Origin of the sequence: Salinimicrobium gaetbulicola (genome assembly GCF_042676025.1) — a bacterium.
Classification (GTDB): domain Bacteria; phylum Bacteroidota; class Bacteroidia; order Flavobacteriales; family Flavobacteriaceae; genus Salinimicrobium; species Salinimicrobium gaetbulicola.
In genome coordinates, this window is sequence record NZ_JBHTJP010000002.1 from 17,354 (window position 1) to 32,835 (window position 15,482).

Sequence of the window (15,482 nt, forward strand, 5' to 3'; positions counted from 1 at the left end):
TAAATGGATAATTTTCAAATTGAAACCGCTCAAAATATCAGTATAAGTCAGAATGTGGCTGGAATAGGAGAGCGTATTCTGGCATACTTGATCGACCTGTTGATCATGTTCGCTTATGTGATCACTGTAATCTTGATCTTAGGCAGCCTTAACCTGAAAGGGCCAGACGAGTGGGTTTTTATGGTTATTATTGGGTTACCCTTGTTTCTGTATTTTCTCTTATGGGAAGCCGGTTGGAATGGCAGGTCCCCCGGAAAAGCAGCGCTGCATTTAAGAGTGGTAATGCTGGATGGGTCAAAACCTCATCTTTCAAATTACCTGGTGAGGTGGTTACTTAGAATGGTTGATATCACCTTTACCAGCGGTAGTGTGGCTGTTATCTCAATCTTGATTACCGGAAAAGGGCAGCGACTGGGAGATCTTGCGGCGGGAACTACAGTGATATCTGAAAAAGAGAGGTTCGGTTTGCAACACACACTTCTTTATGATCTTCCGGATAATTACACGCCTGTTTACCCGCAGGTAACAATACTATCTGATAAAGATGTGCAGGAAATTAAGAACCTCTATAAAGAGGCACTTCAAAATTCGAATTTCAGATTGATAAGATCCTTGTCACAAAAAGTTTCCGATTTGCTGGGAGTTACTCCCAAAGAGAATGCTTCAGATTTTGTCAAGACAGTGATCATGGATTATAATTATTATACCCAGCAACTATAATTATTCGATGATCTCTACATCTAAATAAATATTCCGAAGGGGCCATTCGCCTTCATCCACTTCAACTTTGGAGATCTCATCTACCACATCCATACCGTCAATCACCCGGCCAAAAACAGTGTGCTCGTTATTAAGGTGATGTGCGCCGGTTTCACTTTGCACAATAAAAAATTCAAAAGGAGAAGAAGCTTTTGACACGTTTTGCTCCGCATATTTTGCTGCGGAAAAAGCACCTCTTACATGTTTATGTCCGGCATCGAACTCACTTGGTATGAGGTAATCTCCTATATAATGCCGTTTTTTATTGGTAGAAGGGTTGTCTGAATTTCCACCCTGAATTACAAACCCATCGGCCACCCGATGGAAAAAGGTCTCATCAAAATAGTCATTTTTCACCAGCAGGATGAAATTGGCTCGGTGAAGAGGGGTGTCATGAAATAGTTCTACTTCAATATTACCAAAACGGGTAATGATCCTTATTTTATCTTCGGGGTTCTCTTTACCATACTCGGTTAGGTAGGGGATTAATTCTTCCTGTACCAAAAGTGGGCCTTTGGGGCGTGATTTTTTTTTCTCCTTTTTAACTTCTTTCTTCTCTATTGTATCTGCAGATTCATTTTTTTCCGTTACTTCAGTAGTAGTTGCAGGTGCCTTTTCTAAAGAGGATTTCTTATCTTCACAAGCTGTTAGTAGAAGAACCGAGCAGACGATTAATAGAACGCGTGTCATGGATTTTGATAAATTTCTGAATAGAAGTTCGAAATTAAGAAAAATAAAACTTCCCGGAGAGGAGGCACATTATAAATTGGCCCCAATGTTCCGGTTTCGGGAATTGGAAAAGATCGATCTGGATAAAAAGAAGGCGAAACAGGCTGCGGTTATGTCTGTTTTCTATCCGGGATCAAAAGACGAGACCAAATTTGTCCTTATTCTGCGGAAGACCTATAAAGGAGTTCATTCTAACCAGGTAGGGTTCCCGGGCGGAAGGGTAGAGAAAGGTGATATAGATCTTATGCATACCGCATTAAGAGAAACTGAAGAGGAAGTTGGGATCCCAAGAAATGAGGTGCAGATCATTAAAGAATTGACTAAATTATATATTCCTCCCAGTAATTTTTGGGTGCATCCTTATCTGGGCATAATGGAAAAAACCCCGATCCTGGTTCCCCAGGAAACCGAAGTGGAAGCTGTTTTAGAAATAGACGTAGATGAATTTTTAAGCGATTCCTGCATGATACGACAAACGTTATCAACTTCTTACGCCAAGAATGTCGAGGTGCCTGCCTTTTTATTAGGTGGACACGTAGTGTGGGGTGCAACGGCAATGATGCTCAGTGAAATGAAAGATATTTTAAAGCAGGCACTGTAACTGCAGAAATAAGTATCTTTGGAACTTGAAAAAATGTAAGGGAATATGGGATTATTCAAAAAGAATCCTTTTGGACATTATTTGATTTTTAAGAAGTGGATTATCCGTTTATTCGGATTGCTTTCGCACAGACGATATCGTGGGTTTAACGAACTTAAGATTGAAGGGTCGGAAATCATTAAAAACTTACCCGATAATAACGTACTTTTTGTTTCTAACCATCAAACCTATTTTGCCGATGTGACGGCGATGTTCCATGTGTTCAACGCAGCTCTAAGCGGTAGGGTAGATTCCATTAAGAATGTGGGCTACTTATGGCAGCCCAAGTTGAATATTTACTATGTGGCCGCTAAGGAGACCATGAAGGCAGGCTTACTTACCAGATTAATGGCATATGCCGGGGCAATCACTGTTGAAAGAACCTGGCGTGAAAAAGGAAAAGAGGTGCAGCGCGAAGTAAATCCTCATGACACTGAAAATATTGGTGTTGCCTTGGAAGACGGGTGGGTGATCACTTTTCCGCAGGGAACTACCAAGCCGTTTAAACCTATTAGAAAAGGAACTGCTCATATTATCAAGAATCATAAACCTATCGTGATCCCAATTGTGATCGATGGATTTAGGCGATCATTTGATAAAAAAGGTCTTCGTATCAAAAAAAGAGGAATTCTTCAGTCTTTTCAGATCAAAGAACCATTGGAGTTTGATTATGAAAATGAAAGTATCGAAGAGATCGTAGAAAAGCTGGAATACGCTATTGAGCAACACCCGTCATTTTTGAAGGTTATTCCACAAGAAGAGTTGGAAGCTATGGAGGCTTTGAATAAGACACGACAGTGGGAATACTAGCTACTTCTTAATGAAAAGCATCTTGTTCTTTTCTTTTGCTCTTCGGTCCAGGTAGGCGCCAAGGCCAAGACCCAGGAACATTCCAAAAGGCAAGCCTAAGCCTAAAAAAACAACCTTTCCGGTAAGGATGAAAATTATAAAACCAGCGGGGATACCAAATATGACAGTTCCCAAAGGTAGCCATAGTCCTGTGTAATAATTCCGGTGAACTATTCCCAGATCTTTTTGAAGTATCTTTAGGATCTTACGTCTTGATTTTTCGATCTCCTTCAAATATCCTCGTGCTGACCTATCCCACGAATTAAGGTTAGTAATGATCTTTCCTATTTTTTGCTCTACATCGGGAGAAATATCTTTGTGACTGATCTCAGAAAGTAAAAACTGAAAATCTCTTATGGGTCCTGAATCTTTATCCGGGACAATGACCTTCACCTTTAATTCTGAAATCTTTATCATCTGATTAGTTCAAACTTCAAGTTTTTTAAGCTCTTTGTAATTACGCTTTAATCGCTTGAGAAGTATTCCGTAGATAAGCTTATAGAACAGCCAGAGAGCACAAAGGAACACACCCATGACAACTACGAAAGCCAAGGTGATTTTCACCCAATCCATGGTTTCGAAGGTGTATTTTGAAGTTTCTTCCACCTGTGTAACCATTTGATGATTAGCGAGAGTGAAATAAACATATACTAGAGATGAAATACCTGAAGAGATCAAGACAAACGCGATATAGGATTTAACCGTTCTCCTGGTATGAATTATATTTCCCATAAGAGTCACAGCATCATCGGTAGAGGATATCTTTTGGTAATTTCTGTAAAACCTGTAGATAAAATAAAAGGTTATACTGTAACTAAATATATATAAGCCAATAGTAAATTCTTTTAATTGTATTTTTTCCATATCTGCCCAGTAATCACCATCGGCGATAAAAATACTTAGCAGGGTAGAAAGTAGGAGTTCAAGGATACTTATCACAAAGATCCATTTCACAATAGACGAAGATTTCTTCCAAAGCATTTGGTAGATCTGGTCGTAGGATAGCCTTGGAAGATTTTCTTCCTGCTTTTTCCAGTTCTGTTTTAAAAATTCTAATTCATCCATCCTTTTACGGATTTAATACTTTTTTTAGGGCACTTTTAATTCTGTTCATTTTTACCCTGGCATTCACTTCAGAAATACCAAGAGTAGACGATATTTCTTTATAAGACTGATCTTCCAGGTAAAGAAAAACCAGAGCTTTGTCAATATCATTTAATTCTTTTACAGCTTTGTACATTAACTTAAGCTGTTGTTCAGTTTCATCATTGTATTCGTGAGCTTTAATCTTAAAACTTATATCATCAATATTCTGGGTCCTGATCTCTCGTTTTGATTTTCTGTATAAAGTGATCGCGGTATTCAGTGCCACTCTATACATCCAGGTACTGAACTTGGAATCTCCCCTGAATTTAGGATAAGCTTTCCATAGCTGTATGGTTATCTCTTGAAAAAGGTCATTGTGAGCATCCTGATCATTGGTGTACATTCTGCAAATCTTATGCACAATGTTCTGATTCTGCTCAAGATTACTCACGAATTGATGTTCCAGTTCTTTCTTCACAATGATGATTAGTCTCCTATTTGTAGTTCATTCTGCTTTCTTGTTACAAAAAGCTTAAAATTATTTTCACGTACGGTCACTTCTATTGAAAAGAATAACTTTGAGAAAATAACTTATTTGCCATGAATATACCTATTTCTGAGAATCCCCGAGTTGTTATTGTTGGAGGAGGCTTCGCCGGAATCTCAATCGCTAAAAGATTATTAAAGCAAAAGTTACAGGTTATTCTACTGGACAGGCATAATTACCACACATTTCAGCCATTACTATATCAGGTCTCAACATCAGGTCTGGAGCCCGACTCTATAGCTTATCCCCTTCGGAAGATCACCCGGCGGAGTAAGGATGGCTATTTCCGCCTTACCGAAGTAGAGAGGATATTACCAGAAGAGAATAAGATTCAAACCTCTATAGGTGAACTTTCTTATGATTACCTGGTTCTGGCTACAGGCTCAAAAACAAACTTCTTCGGAAATAAAAGCGTGGAAGATAACGCCATGTGGATGAAAACCATTCCGCAGGCGTTGAACATAAGAAGTCTTATTCTTGAGAACCTGGAACAAGCAGTGATCACAGAAGATCCAGCCGTCCGGAAGTGTTTGCTCAATTTTGTGGTGGCAGGAGCAGGGCCAACCGGCGTCGAACTATGCGGTGCCATTGCTGAGGTAAGAAATCACATAGTTCCCCGGGATTTCAGAGACCTTGATCCTAATGAAATTGAAATTCACTTGATAGAAGGACTGGATCGGGTACTCCCGCCTATGAGTGAAAAAGCTTCAAAAGAGGCAGATAGGTTCTTAAAGGAGTTGGGAGTCGAGATCCATCTTAACACTATGGTTCAAGGATATGACGGAAAGAAAGTGTCTACAAATAAAGAAGGTCTTAGTTTTGATACCGCCACTTTCATTTGGGCCGCCGGAGTGTCTGGTGCCCCGGTAAAAGGGCTTAAGGCTTCGGCCTTGATAGAAAAGGCGGGAAGATATGAGGTCAATGTCTTCAATCAGGTGAACGGTTATGAGAATATTTTTGCGATAGGGGATATAGCGTTAATGAAGAATGAAAAATATCCAAAAGGTCACCCCATGGTCGCCCAGCCAGCAATACAACAGGGGAGACACTTGGCTAAGAATATAAAGAGACTTATCAGGAAAGAAAAACTTATTCCTTTTGAGTATAACGATAAGGGAACTATGGCTACCGTGGGAAGAAATAAGGCGGTGGTAGATCTTGGGAAAATGAAATTTGGGGGCTTCTTTGCCTGGTTCCTTTGGATGTTCATCCATTTATATTTCCTTGTAGGCTTTAGGAACAGGATTGTGACATTCTTTAATTGGATCTACAATTATATCAACTTTGATAAAGCGTCTAGATTAATTATTCGACCTTTTAAAAGCAACAGGGAAAACCTCGAAGTGGATCAGAAGAAAGTTTAGGAATAAAAAAAGCGGCTCATTGCCGCTTTTTTTATTTGTTTTCGTGAGAACTATTCAACGTCCTTGATAACACCACAACCAATTCTTGTACCGGCAGCACCACTAGGTTGAGAAGTGAAATCATCAACACCATCATGTACGATGACAGCCTTACCTATAATATTCTTTTTATCGTCATCACAACCAATACACCATTGGTCTGTTGTGAAAGTTATACTTCCTTTTCCTTCTGCATTTACATCAAAATTTCCAATGTCTCCGCGGTGATATCCTTTTTGGCTTCCCCACTCGCCGTGATCTTCAAAAGTTGGATTCCAGTGTCCTCCTGCGGAAGTTCCGTCCTCAGCAGAACAATCGGCTTTTTCATGAAGGTGAATAGCATGCATACCTTCTTTAAGTCCGGTAAACTCAGCCGTCATAGTCACCTCTTCATTCTCCTGGGTAAAAGTCACGGTACCTGTAAGATCGCTTCCGCTTTTTGGCTCCATTTGAACTTTTAACTCAAGAACTTCTTCTTCAACCTCCTCAACATTTTCCTGGGTAAGATCTGTGTTCTCATCTACTCTTTCTTCGGGAGTAGTATTCTCATTTTTACAACCGGTGAAAATCAAAGCAGCTGAAAATATTGCTGATAAATAAATACGTTTCATAGATATTTTAATTAGTTAGTGCGACTAAAGTATAGAGATTGGCGACATTTGCCAAAAAATTAAGTATTGCTTAACAATGAAATCGGTTTCTATTTTTTAGATAATTTGGTGTTGATGGTGATCTTGTTGCTAAGCGTTTTATGGACCGGACATTTATCGGCTATTTCCAAAACCTTCTTTTGTTGTTCCTCGTCCAGATTTCCTTCCAAAACTATTTGCCTTTCAAAAACATCAATTTTTGAAGTGTTCCGGTCGCAGTTCTCACAATCCTCAAGGTGCTCTTTATTGTGGTTGACGTGAGTTTCTACATTTACGAGCGGCCATTTTTTGCGTCTTACATACATTTGAATTGTCATGGAGGTACAGGAAGCCAGCGCTGCTGAAAGGAAATCATAAGGATTAGGCCCAAAATCATTTCCACCGAATTTTTCCGGTTCATCTGCAATAAAATAATGTTTTCCCGATTTTAACTGAGTTGTGTATCCTTCCTCCCCTAGATTGGCCACTACCTGATGTGATGTTCTCAGTTCTTCTTTCTTTGGAATGTTGAGGTATTTTGAGGCCCAGGCCGCAATAACTTTACCGGCATATTGAGAATCTTCTTTCTTTGAGAGCAAATGATCAGCATTATCCAACGAAATAAAACTTTTAGGGTGTCTTGCGGCACGATATAGTTCTTCTGCATTCTTGATATCTACCACGGTGTCTTGCGGGGAATGGAGTATCAAAAAGGAAGCGTCTATCTTAGAAATAAGATCACCCATATCCTGGGTTTTAAGATCATTCAGGAAATGTTCTTTAATAGTAAAATCTCTACCACCTACATTTACTCTAGCTTTACCGTTTGCCTGTATCTCTTCTAATTCAGAGCGCAGTATGTGGGTAACATGTTGTGGAGAGGATGGAGCGTTTATTGTGGCGATAGCCCTTACCGTTGGAATTTGACTTGCAGCAACTATGACTGCGGCTCCTCCTAAAGAGTGACCGATCAACAGGGAAGGAGCTGAATGTTCCTTTTCTAAATAAGAAGCTGCCGCAACAAGATCTTCAACATTTCCGGAAAAATTTGTCTCAGAAAATTCGCCTTCGCTATCACCCAACCCCGTAAAATCAAACCGAAGCACTCCGAAGCCATTTTCAGATAGTGCCCTTGCAATGTTTTTTACTGCAAAAAAATTTTTATTACAGGTGAAACAGTGGGCAAAAAGCACAAAACTATGCGGTTCCTGGTTCAGGGGGAGTTCCAGGTACCCTGAAAGTTCGTCTCCTTCAGGATTAGGGAAAAATATTTTCTTGTAATTCATAATGAGATTAATTGAATGGAAAAAAGGGAAACCGCCGGGGTTTCCCTTTATAGTACTTCAGGGCAGTTATTTTCGGTATTTGTCCCTGTCAAATTCTCCTCTGTCATAAAAGGCATCGTCGTCAACCACTCTTCCTTTCCTTCTTGCGGCTTCGGTATTTTCATCATAGATCTGGTCTTCATCTACATGCCTGCTACGTTCATAGTCATCAAGTTCTTTTTTTCTGTTCTCAATTGCCTCAGCGGACTCATGTTTTCTTGGTCCTGTGTCTTCGAGGTCACGATTGTAAGATTCGAGAACGGCAACTTCATATTCCCGGGTCACATCATAGCCTTTTTCCATTCTCTTGGTCTCGGCAAAAGTGCGATGATTGATCCTATCTGAATAAACATATTTTTCCGAGGTATTCAGCCTGGCAAGGCCAATAGGAATGATGAGGTGGTTTTGTCCCTCCTTATTTATAAATTCGTGGATATTATCCTCTGCGGGTTTTCCATAGGGATCATGATTGGCATCGATGATAGAGCTGTCAACTTCTACATCCAGATAGACCACTCGCTTTCTTTCTTTACTAACCAAAAGGTTATCCACCTTTCCAATAACGCGATTATCCACATCCTTTACAGGCCAGCCCCTTACATCGGGATCATCACTGTCAACCTTATAGTCTGATAACTCGTTCAGGTAGTATAAATGTTTTTTCTTATCTGTCATAATGGTTGTTTTTTAAGATTAGCTCATTTTCTTTAATACATCGGCAGCTTCGTTAAAGAACTTTTTTATTTGTTCTTTTTGCTGAAGGGTTTTAACAGATACATCTATATTAGATGCTGCGGTCTTCATTTCCTGAATATCCTGATTTAGGGCCGGAAATTTTTGCTGCTGCATTTTTTGAAGAATATTGGCCAGTTTAGTACCTGCATCTTTGATCTTTTTGACATGCGTAGCGGCTGTTGGGTTCTCTTTTATTGCACTGGCATCCTGTTTAACCGCTGCCATATCTGCACTAATGTCAAAATTTATTTCATCTGCTTTCGCCTGTACAGCATCCATTAATTTTAGTAATGCCATATTGGTGTATTGGTGGTCAACCCCCATTTTTGTAGAATCAGCAATATGGGTCAGGTATCCGGTAACTCCGGCCCCTGCAGCACCAATGGTATCGCCTGTTGTATCCCAGCCAGTGGTATCAGTTTCTTCTTCCCAGGAAGTAGTATCGGCATCATCCCAAACTGATTCTTCATCAATTTGTTCCATGTCATCCATTTCTTCCATATCATCAGCAGCATCATCGTCTGCAAAAACCAGAAAATACAGAATTGCTAAAATGACAAGGACCAGTATGATCCATGGCCAAATCGGTTTTTTCTTTTCAATCTTAATCTCTACCATAATTACTTGATTTAGTTAGAGTCATTTCTTTCTAAATTACTGATTATGAATGCTTAAATGTTTTAATTCTGACCTAAATTATTGTTAATTAAGGATTAAAAAGCTGAGATAAATGAAAGATTGTTAAATGATTAACTTATTTGGAAGTTTTTTTTGAGGAACGGCAATTTTGATCTTTATAGGGGAGATGGCCGCATGTACTTTTTTTACCTCTCCTCGGTACTCCCCGTCTATTTGGAATGGGATTTCTTTTGGGCATTCGAGCATTACTTCCGAAGTGGAAAATATTTCTATGAAATCGCTGCTTAGCTCGACATCCTCCCGGAAAGTTTTTAAAATTTCGGGTATATTGAATTCTTTGAATACCAGTACTTCAAAGACTCCATCGTCATATTTTCCTTTCGGGTTTATTGTTGACCCTGTTCCATACCTCTTAGCATTCGCGATCGCCAGTAAAACCGCATTTCGGTGAAGGGTAATACCTTCTTTTTCGATCTTGAAGTGAAAGGGGAATTCACTTTTTATAAGGGTCGGTATGGACTGAATAATATAACCCAGCTTCCCTCTAATATTGCCTTCTTGATAGTTCTTTATCAACTCTGCATTTAGGCCTATGTCGCTAATATGTAAACAAAGTTCTTTGTTGATCTCGATCGTGTCCAATAAAATGAAATTATCGCCCAGGGCAATTTCAGTGAGCTCCTCAATGTTACTGGGAAGTTGAAGATTTTCTGCCAGGCCGTTGGCAGAGCCGGCAGGGTAGATCCCAATAGGAATATCATCCCCTTTCAGTATTTCGGCCATAAGCTTAATACTGCCATCCCCTCCGGCTATAAGTACACGTGTAGGCTTGAAATCTTCTACGATCTCCATTAACCTGTACTTGTCATGGGTTCCGGTAGTCTTATAAATTTTTAGTTCTCCTTCAGTTTCCTGAATTTTCTTTTGAACCTGTTCTATGATGGGGGTCTTGTCGCGGCCTCCCGAGATGGGATTTACGACCAGTAATACCCTTTGATTTGTGGACATTCTACTTGAGTTATTGATAAAATTAAGTAATTTGGTAAGGCAACAGAGTTAATGAAATCTAAAGATGAGGTTAGATATTAAATTATATAGAGGATATGTAAATGACCAGGAATTAATAGTTTTTGGTCATGTTTTCAGCTCCCTGGCCCCAGATAAATATGAAATTGACCGAAGAGGCTACCGGCATGCAAAATCGGTGATCAAAATGTTCACAATTTCTCCGATAAAAAATGCAGAGATCACCCTGAAATTTCAAGACCTGGAAGTGAAGACAAGAACTTTAGATGACGGATATTTCAGGTTTACCATTCCTTACAATCAATATCTTGACAGCGGGTGGCATAAATATACGGTTTCATGCAATGTGAACGGCAACGGTATTGTGGAGCAAGGGGAGCTGCTTAAACCCTTTAAAAGTAAATTGGGGATAATCTCTGATATTGACGACACATTTCTAATATCCCACACCCATAATATTTTTAAAAAATTATACGTGATCCTTACCAGAAATATTGATAACAGGGAGGTTTTTGATGACGTAGTGCCGCACTATCAGGCTTTGAGCAGAGCAGGGCAGGAAGATCAGGGGAAATTTAACTCCTTCTTTTATGTATCTAGCAGTGAATGGAACCTGTATCAATTCATTTTACAATTTGCCCGAATGCATGAATTACCTAAAGCCATCATTAAACTGAAAAAGATAAAGACCGGACTGGCCGATTTTCTATTTACCGGAAGGGGAGGACATGATCATAAATTCATTAAGATTAAAGATATTATCTCATTTTATCCGCAACTGCAATATGTCTTGATGGGAGACGATTCGCAAAAAGACCCTTACTTATATGAACGGGTGTGTAAAGTTTTTCCCATGAACATAAAAGCGGTTTACATTCGCCAAACCAAATCCCGTCAAAAGCCGAAAGTGAACAAAGTGCTTGGAAATCTCGAGCAGATGGGAGTAGCCACCTGTTATTTTAAAGACAGCGGGAAAGCCATTTCACATTCAAGAGAAATCGGGATCGTGTAAAATGCTTTTAATCCCTGAAAGTTTCGGAAGGAAAAACAACCACGCTCTCATTTCCATTTTTTCCGACGGCGGCGACACCAAAGAAGTAATTGTCGATGACAAATCCTTCTACTGTAAAATTGTCCACCTTTCCTACGAAGCGTGAATATTCCCATTGAGGAGAAGTAGTTTCTCGCCAATAGATCTTATATCCCGCGACATTTTCATTGTTTACGGTAGACCACTTCAATTTAGCGGAAGCTTCTACGATCCCACCGATAGATACTTTTTCCGGAGCGGGAGGTGCCCAGGCTAAACCTGCCATATTGATAGCATTGACAGCAGTCAATTTTTTAGCATAATCAAAGTTTACATGCTCAATGACATCCCCGTATTCTATGCCATTTTCGGTACGTATATCCTGATGCTGCTGGGTGTAATTTTCATGAGCCTCCATGATCCTGATTCCCGGAAATCCCAGGTCGTTGAACGGCCTGTGATGACCTCCGCGACCAAACCTGTCAAGCCTGTAAATTATCATGGGATTCATCTCGGGCATATAAGTTTGAGTTGTCTTATGTACATATCGGGCTAACTGTCTGGAGATGCCGTCAACTTCACCGCCATAAAATCTTCTCATGGCTCTCTCGCGATCACTCTCTGTAGGAGGTACAGGTTCTGAAAATATTCTGAAACTGCGGTTGTCAATAACTCCGTCGACCCCTTCAATATTTCCGATCATATCATTATTGAGAACCCCTATAATTTCCCAGCCCTTATCCTTTGCCATTTTCGCGAAACCTTTTCCTCCAAAAAGCCCCTGTTCTTCCCCTGAGAGACCCAGGTAAATAATACTGCTGTCAAATTCATATTTTGACAGTACCCTTGCTGCCTCCATAACTCCTGCCATACCGCTGGCATTGTCATTGGCACCGGGAGCATCGGTAGTGAAATCCATGGTGTTACTTGCTCTTGAATCGATGTCACCACTCATGATGACATAGCGATTGGGATATTTTTTCCCTTTTTGAACAGCCACAACATTCACCACCCAGGCGTCTTTAGGAACCCGGTCATTTCCTTCTTTGGTAACAAAGTCTTTTTGGTAAAAAACATCCAGGCAATTATTACAGTTTTTGGAAATTTTTTCAAGATCAGATTTTATGAACCGCCTGGCAGCGCCAATTCCTCGGGTATCGGAAAGGGTGTCGCTGAAAGTATTTCGTGTGCCAAAACTAACCAGTTTTTGAATATCTGCTTTTATACTATCGGCCGAGACCTCATTAATGATATCGTACATTCGAAGGTCTACCTGAGGTGGAGCTTGTTCCTGGGAAAAGAGGTTGAAACAGGAAAACAAGAGAAAAGTAAAAAGCAGATTTTTGGACATGCTGACTTATTTATGATTAGAAAGCTACCAAATTAATGAAAATCCATAAAAAAAGCTGCCCGTTTGGACAGCTTTCATTTTTTCTAATTCATAGCAACTTAATAAATGATCTTATCATCACCATCTAAAGACGCTTCCATTTTTTTGGATTTATTTCTCATTTTAGACTTTACAGAATCATATCTGTGTGATAGGTTGTCAGCAAGATCGTTGAATTTGCTTTTTGTTTCATACATGTATTCATTGCTTCTATCAGCGATTCTTTTACGGGTATCAGCCCCTTTTTTAGGAGCGAATAACATTCCAACGGCAGCACCGGCCGCAGCCCCTGAAAGAATTCCTAATATCATTTTTCCTGCTTTCATAGTTCAGATTTTTGGGTTTTAAATTAAGTTTTCAGTTGAACTAATATACCGCCTTTTCGCCTGTCCTCCTTGGGTTCCCTAGTTAAGAATGAATTAAAATTTTGATCAAAATTCAGGGATTTTAACATTTTACCGATTAATCCTGTTCTTAATGGGTCAGGCTCAGGAATTGGGATAATAACTCACTTACCTGCTCAGAAGTTTTAATGTAATATTTAGCCTGGGTTTTTGACATCCCTACTTTAACAGTGGTGGCATTGTCCGGTAGTTCGTTAAAGAAATATTCATCTGTATAGTCATCTCCTATAGCAAAGAGGAAATCATAATTCTCTTCCAGTAATTTTCCGGCAGCCTTTCCTTTAGTTACACTGCTGTTCTTTATTTCCAGTACTTTATTTCCTTTTAAAACACTTAATCCATGATCTGATATGAGATCGCGCAGCACCGCAGACAGTTCATTAGAGCGCACCTCACCTAATTCTGGATTTGCTTTTCGAAAATGCCATGCCAGGGAATAATTTTTTTCTTCTATGAAAGTGCCGGGAGTGCGATCAACATAGGTCTCCAGGACCGGCCTTATTTTGGCCATCCATTCGCAATCCAGCGTTTCTGTAAGTTCCCATTCCCCTTCCCCTTTTTTGAACCAGATCCCATGTTCTGCGATAAGGTCAATATCCGGGGAATTCCACCAGGCACCCAATGTTTCCTTATCCCTTCCGCTGATTAACACCACACGGGTATTTTCTTGTCTTCCTAAACTGGTTATCAATTCTATAAGTTCAGGGTCAGGTTTCGCATCTTCGGGCTTATCTTCGTAGTTTACCAGGGTTCCGTCATAATCTAAGAACAGGATACGTTGCCCTGCCTCACTGTATTTTTCAAAAAGATCTTTTTTGATGATTTCATTGATCTCCAGGGTTCTAAAGGTTTTACGAGTCCAGGTCGTTTCGCGCAGATTGGTCATAAAATCTTTAGCCCATTTCTCGACACTGTAACGCCGAAGCCTTTTCTGCATGATCTTATTCCGTCTTATTTGTTCTTCCTCCGGCATTTCCAGGGCATACTTAATAGAGTCTACGATCTGCTCAAAATTATTCGGGTTGATCAATAAGGCTTCGCTCAATTCCTGGGCGGCTCCCGCCATTTCACTAAGAATGAGAACTCCCGTATTATCTGTTCTGGTCGCGATATATTCCTTGGCAACCAAATTCATCCCGTCCCGAACCGGAGTGATTAAGGCAACATCACTTGAGGTGTACAAGTCTATAAGGTTATCAAAAGGCATGGACCTGTAAAAATACCAGATAGGCGTCCAGTTCACCGTGGCGAACTTTCCATTTATACGACCTACCAGTTCATCGATTTCCTTTTTCAACAGTTGATACTGAGGAACATTGGTCCTTGATGGAACGGCAAGCATGATGAGCCGAACATTTTCCTGGTATTCGGGGTATTTTTCGAGGAAATAGCCAAAGGCTCTTATCCTGTTGGCAATTCCTTTGGTGTAGTCTAACCGGTCAATAGAAATGATCAACTTGGTACCCTTTGAGACATATTTGTGATAATCAAGTTTTTTTTGAATATCTGTAGTTTCGCTTTTGGGCTGACTTTTATGTTCAAGGGCAGAATTCCTGAACTTATTATAATCTATTCCCATAGGGAATGAATCTGCCTTTACTATCCTATTACCTTTATTTACCGCGTTAAAATTAATATCATAATGTAAAATACGGTTTACAGATCTTAGGAAATGTCTTTCATAATCATAGGTGTGAAAACCTAAAAGATCTGCCCCGAGCATTCCGCGGAGGATCTCTTCCCGCCACGGTAAAGTTCGAAAGACCTCGTATGAGGGAAAAGGGATGTGATTAAAAAAACCAATGGTAACCTTGGGTTTTTCTTTTCTAATTAAAGCGGGAAGTAACAGTAATTGATAATCATGAACCCAAACCGTATCCCCGTCCTCAAGTTTCTCTATTACCGCATCAGCATATTTCTGGTTCACTTGTTTATAAGCCTCCCAATGTTCGGCGTCAAATTCAGTATACTCCATGAAATAATGGAACAATGGCCAAATGGTTCTATTACTGAAGCCGTAATAGAATTTTTCGATCTCTTCGGATGTTAGATCAACCGGAATACAACCCTGGCTTTTAGCTTTTTCAAGAACCTTAGGTTTTAGATTTTCGGGAATTTCTTCAGAAGCCAAGCCGGTCCAGCCGATCCATATGCTATCACCTTCCTGATGAAAGGATTTCAGTCCGGTGGCCAGGCCACCCACACTGGGAGATACTTCTAAGTCATTTTCTGAAATGTTTATTTGTAAGGGTAAGCGGTTGGAAATAATTATTGTTTTCCCCATAATGTTT

Annotated in this window: 17 protein-coding genes; 5 read left to right on the plus strand and 12 right to left on the minus strand. The window is 39.9% G+C overall.

Annotated features, from left to right (window positions below; genetic code table 11):
• Positions 1–3: 3 nt before the first annotated feature.
• The gene (locus ACFQ1G_RS00105; RefSeq protein ID WP_380736192.1) at positions 4–720 is read left to right on the plus strand and encodes an RDD family protein; all 717 of its coding nucleotides are present in this window, start codon (positions 4–6) and stop codon (positions 718–720) included.
• Here the strand turns inward: ACFQ1G_RS00105 and ACFQ1G_RS00110 are convergent, their stop codons facing one another.
• On the minus strand, positions 721–1,449 hold the full coding sequence (locus ACFQ1G_RS00110; RefSeq protein WP_380736193.1) for a peptidylprolyl isomerase: 729 nt from the start codon (positions 1,447–1,449) through the stop codon (positions 721–723).
• On the opposite strand from ACFQ1G_RS00110, the gene ACFQ1G_RS00115 reads away from it, so the two are divergent.
• Together ACFQ1G_RS00115 and ACFQ1G_RS00120 are read left to right on the plus strand one after the other, a co-directional pair.
• Positions 1,448–2,089, plus strand: coding sequence for an NUDIX hydrolase (locus ACFQ1G_RS00115; RefSeq protein ID WP_380736194.1), 642 nt, complete (start codon positions 1,448–1,450; stop codon positions 2,087–2,089). The genes ACFQ1G_RS00110 and ACFQ1G_RS00115 overlap by 2 nt on opposite strands.
• 45 nt (positions 2,090–2,134) lie before the next feature.
• Complete coding sequence (locus ACFQ1G_RS00120) at positions 2,135–2,938, plus strand: lysophospholipid acyltransferase family protein (protein ID WP_380736195.1); 804 nt, start codon at positions 2,135–2,137, stop codon at positions 2,936–2,938.
• Here the strand turns inward: ACFQ1G_RS00120 and ACFQ1G_RS00125 are convergent, their stop codons facing one another.
• Genes ACFQ1G_RS00125 through ACFQ1G_RS00135 form a run of 3 tightly spaced genes read right to left on the minus strand, consistent with a single transcriptional unit; the run spans position 2,939 to position 4,541 of the window.
• Positions 2,939–3,394 carry a hypothetical protein gene (locus ACFQ1G_RS00125; protein ID WP_380736196.1) on the minus strand — a complete coding sequence of 152 codons (456 nt, stop codon included), beginning with the start codon at positions 3,392–3,394 and terminating at the stop codon, positions 2,939–2,941. It lies immediately after the preceding gene.
• 9 nt (positions 3,395–3,403) lie between these two features.
• The gene (locus ACFQ1G_RS00130; RefSeq protein WP_380736197.1) at positions 3,404–4,042 is read right to left on the minus strand and encodes a hypothetical protein; all 639 of its coding nucleotides are present in this window, start codon (positions 4,040–4,042) and stop codon (positions 3,404–3,406) included.
• Positions 4,043–4,046: 4 nt separating this feature from the next.
• Positions 4,047–4,541 carry an RNA polymerase sigma factor gene (locus ACFQ1G_RS00135; protein ID WP_380736198.1) on the minus strand — a complete coding sequence of 165 codons (495 nt, stop codon included), beginning with the start codon at positions 4,539–4,541 and terminating at the stop codon, positions 4,047–4,049.
• Between the two features lie 122 nt (positions 4,542–4,663).
• On the opposite strand from ACFQ1G_RS00135, the gene ACFQ1G_RS00140 reads away from it, so the two are divergent.
• A complete protein-coding gene (locus tag ACFQ1G_RS00140) occupies positions 4,664–5,974 on the plus strand; it encodes an NAD(P)/FAD-dependent oxidoreductase (protein WP_380736199.1) in 1,311 nt (436 codons plus the stop codon).
• Positions 5,975–6,024: 50 nt separating this feature from the next.
• Here the strand turns inward: ACFQ1G_RS00140 and ACFQ1G_RS00145 are convergent, their stop codons facing one another.
• From ACFQ1G_RS00145 to ACFQ1G_RS00165, 5 genes are all read right to left on the minus strand, one after another.
• Positions 6,025–6,624 carry a superoxide dismutase family protein gene (locus ACFQ1G_RS00145; protein ID WP_380736200.1) on the minus strand — a complete coding sequence of 200 codons (600 nt, stop codon included), beginning with the start codon at positions 6,622–6,624 and terminating at the stop codon, positions 6,025–6,027.
• An 89-nt stretch (positions 6,625–6,713) separates the two neighbouring features.
• Entirely contained in the window at positions 6,714–7,928 is a 1,215-nt protein-coding gene (locus tag ACFQ1G_RS00150) for a bifunctional alpha/beta hydrolase/OsmC family protein (RefSeq protein WP_380736201.1), read from the minus strand.
• Positions 7,929–7,994: 66 nt separating this feature from the next.
• Positions 7,995–8,642, minus strand: a complete 648-nt coding sequence (locus ACFQ1G_RS00155) for a photosystem reaction center subunit H (RefSeq protein ID WP_380736202.1) — start codon at positions 8,640–8,642, stop codon at positions 7,995–7,997.
• 18 nt (positions 8,643–8,660) lie between these two features.
• The gene (locus ACFQ1G_RS00160; RefSeq protein WP_380736203.1) at positions 8,661–9,320 is read right to left on the minus strand and encodes a hypothetical protein; all 660 of its coding nucleotides are present in this window, start codon (positions 9,318–9,320) and stop codon (positions 8,661–8,663) included.
• 123 nt (positions 9,321–9,443) lie between these two features.
• Complete coding sequence (locus ACFQ1G_RS00165) at positions 9,444–10,349, minus strand: diacylglycerol/lipid kinase family protein (RefSeq protein WP_380736204.1); 906 nt, start codon at positions 10,347–10,349, stop codon at positions 9,444–9,446.
• Between the two features lie 64 nt (positions 10,350–10,413).
• Here ACFQ1G_RS00165 and ACFQ1G_RS00170 point away from each other — a divergent pair, with 64 nt between their 5' ends.
• On the plus strand, positions 10,414–11,379 hold the full coding sequence (locus ACFQ1G_RS00170) for an App1 family protein (protein ID WP_380736205.1): 966 nt from the start codon (positions 10,414–10,416) through the stop codon (positions 11,377–11,379).
• A gap of 7 nt (positions 11,380–11,386) precedes the next feature.
• Here ACFQ1G_RS00170 and ACFQ1G_RS00175 read toward each other — a convergent pair whose 3' ends face one another.
• From ACFQ1G_RS00175 to ACFQ1G_RS00185, 3 genes are all read right to left on the minus strand, one after another.
• The gene (locus tag ACFQ1G_RS00175) at positions 11,387–12,748 is read right to left on the minus strand and encodes a M28 family peptidase (protein ID WP_380736206.1); all 1,362 of its coding nucleotides are present in this window, start codon (positions 12,746–12,748) and stop codon (positions 11,387–11,389) included.
• 98 nt (positions 12,749–12,846) lie between these two features.
• Positions 12,847–13,113: a YtxH domain-containing protein gene (locus tag ACFQ1G_RS00180; RefSeq protein WP_380736207.1), complete on the minus strand. Its 267-nt coding sequence runs from the start codon at positions 13,111–13,113 to the stop codon at positions 12,847–12,849.
• Between the two features lie 148 nt (positions 13,114–13,261).
• Positions 13,262–15,475: a bifunctional alpha,alpha-trehalose-phosphate synthase (UDP-forming)/trehalose-phosphatase gene (locus ACFQ1G_RS00185; RefSeq protein WP_380736208.1), complete on the minus strand. Its 2,214-nt coding sequence runs from the start codon at positions 15,473–15,475 to the stop codon at positions 13,262–13,264.
• Positions 15,476–15,482: the final 7 nt, after the last annotated feature.

Excerpts from the sequence above, each read along its gene's own strand:
- ACFQ1G_RS00145 (WP_380736200.1), bottom strand. The coding sequence starts at position 6,624 with ATGAAACGTATTTATTTATCAGCAATATTTTCAGCTGCTTTGATTTTC.
- ACFQ1G_RS00155 (WP_380736202.1), bottom strand. The coding sequence starts at position 8,642 with ATGACAGATAAGAAAAAACATTTATACTACCTGAACGAGTTATCAGAC.
- ACFQ1G_RS00105 (WP_380736192.1), top strand. The coding sequence starts at position 4 with ATGGATAATTTTCAAATTGAAACCGCTCAAAATATCAGTATAAGTCAG.
- ACFQ1G_RS00175 (WP_380736206.1), bottom strand. The coding sequence starts at position 12,748 with ATGTCCAAAAATCTGCTTTTTACTTTTCTCTTGTTTTCCTGTTTCAAC.
- ACFQ1G_RS00165 (WP_380736204.1), bottom strand. The coding sequence starts at position 10,349 with ATGTCCACAAATCAAAGGGTATTACTGGTCGTAAATCCCATCTCGGGA.
- ACFQ1G_RS00140 (WP_380736199.1), top strand. The coding sequence starts at position 4,664 with ATGAATATACCTATTTCTGAGAATCCCCGAGTTGTTATTGTTGGAGGA.
- ACFQ1G_RS00110 (WP_380736193.1), bottom strand. The coding sequence starts at position 1,449 with ATGACACGCGTTCTATTAATCGTCTGCTCGGTTCTTCTACTAACAGCT.
- ACFQ1G_RS00185 (WP_380736208.1), bottom strand. The coding sequence starts at position 15,475 with ATGGGGAAAACAATAATTATTTCCAACCGCTTACCCTTACAAATAAAC.
- ACFQ1G_RS00150 (WP_380736201.1), bottom strand. The coding sequence starts at position 7,928 with ATGAATTACAAGAAAATATTTTTCCCTAATCCTGAAGGAGACGAACTT.
- ACFQ1G_RS00115 (WP_380736194.1), top strand. The coding sequence starts at position 1,448 with ATGGATTTTGATAAATTTCTGAATAGAAGTTCGAAATTAAGAAAAATA.
- ACFQ1G_RS00120 (WP_380736195.1), top strand. The coding sequence starts at position 2,135 with ATGGGATTATTCAAAAAGAATCCTTTTGGACATTATTTGATTTTTAAG.
- ACFQ1G_RS00170 (WP_380736205.1), top strand. The coding sequence starts at position 10,414 with ATGAGGTTAGATATTAAATTATATAGAGGATATGTAAATGACCAGGAA.
- ACFQ1G_RS00160 (WP_380736203.1), bottom strand. The coding sequence starts at position 9,320 with ATGGTAGAGATTAAGATTGAAAAGAAAAAACCGATTTGGCCATGGATC.
- ACFQ1G_RS00125 (WP_380736196.1), bottom strand. The coding sequence starts at position 3,394 with ATGATAAAGATTTCAGAATTAAAGGTGAAGGTCATTGTCCCGGATAAA.
- ACFQ1G_RS00130 (WP_380736197.1), bottom strand. The coding sequence starts at position 4,042 with ATGGATGAATTAGAATTTTTAAAACAGAACTGGAAAAAGCAGGAAGAA.
- ACFQ1G_RS00180 (WP_380736207.1), bottom strand. The coding sequence starts at position 13,113 with ATGAAAGCAGGAAAAATGATATTAGGAATTCTTTCAGGGGCTGCGGCC.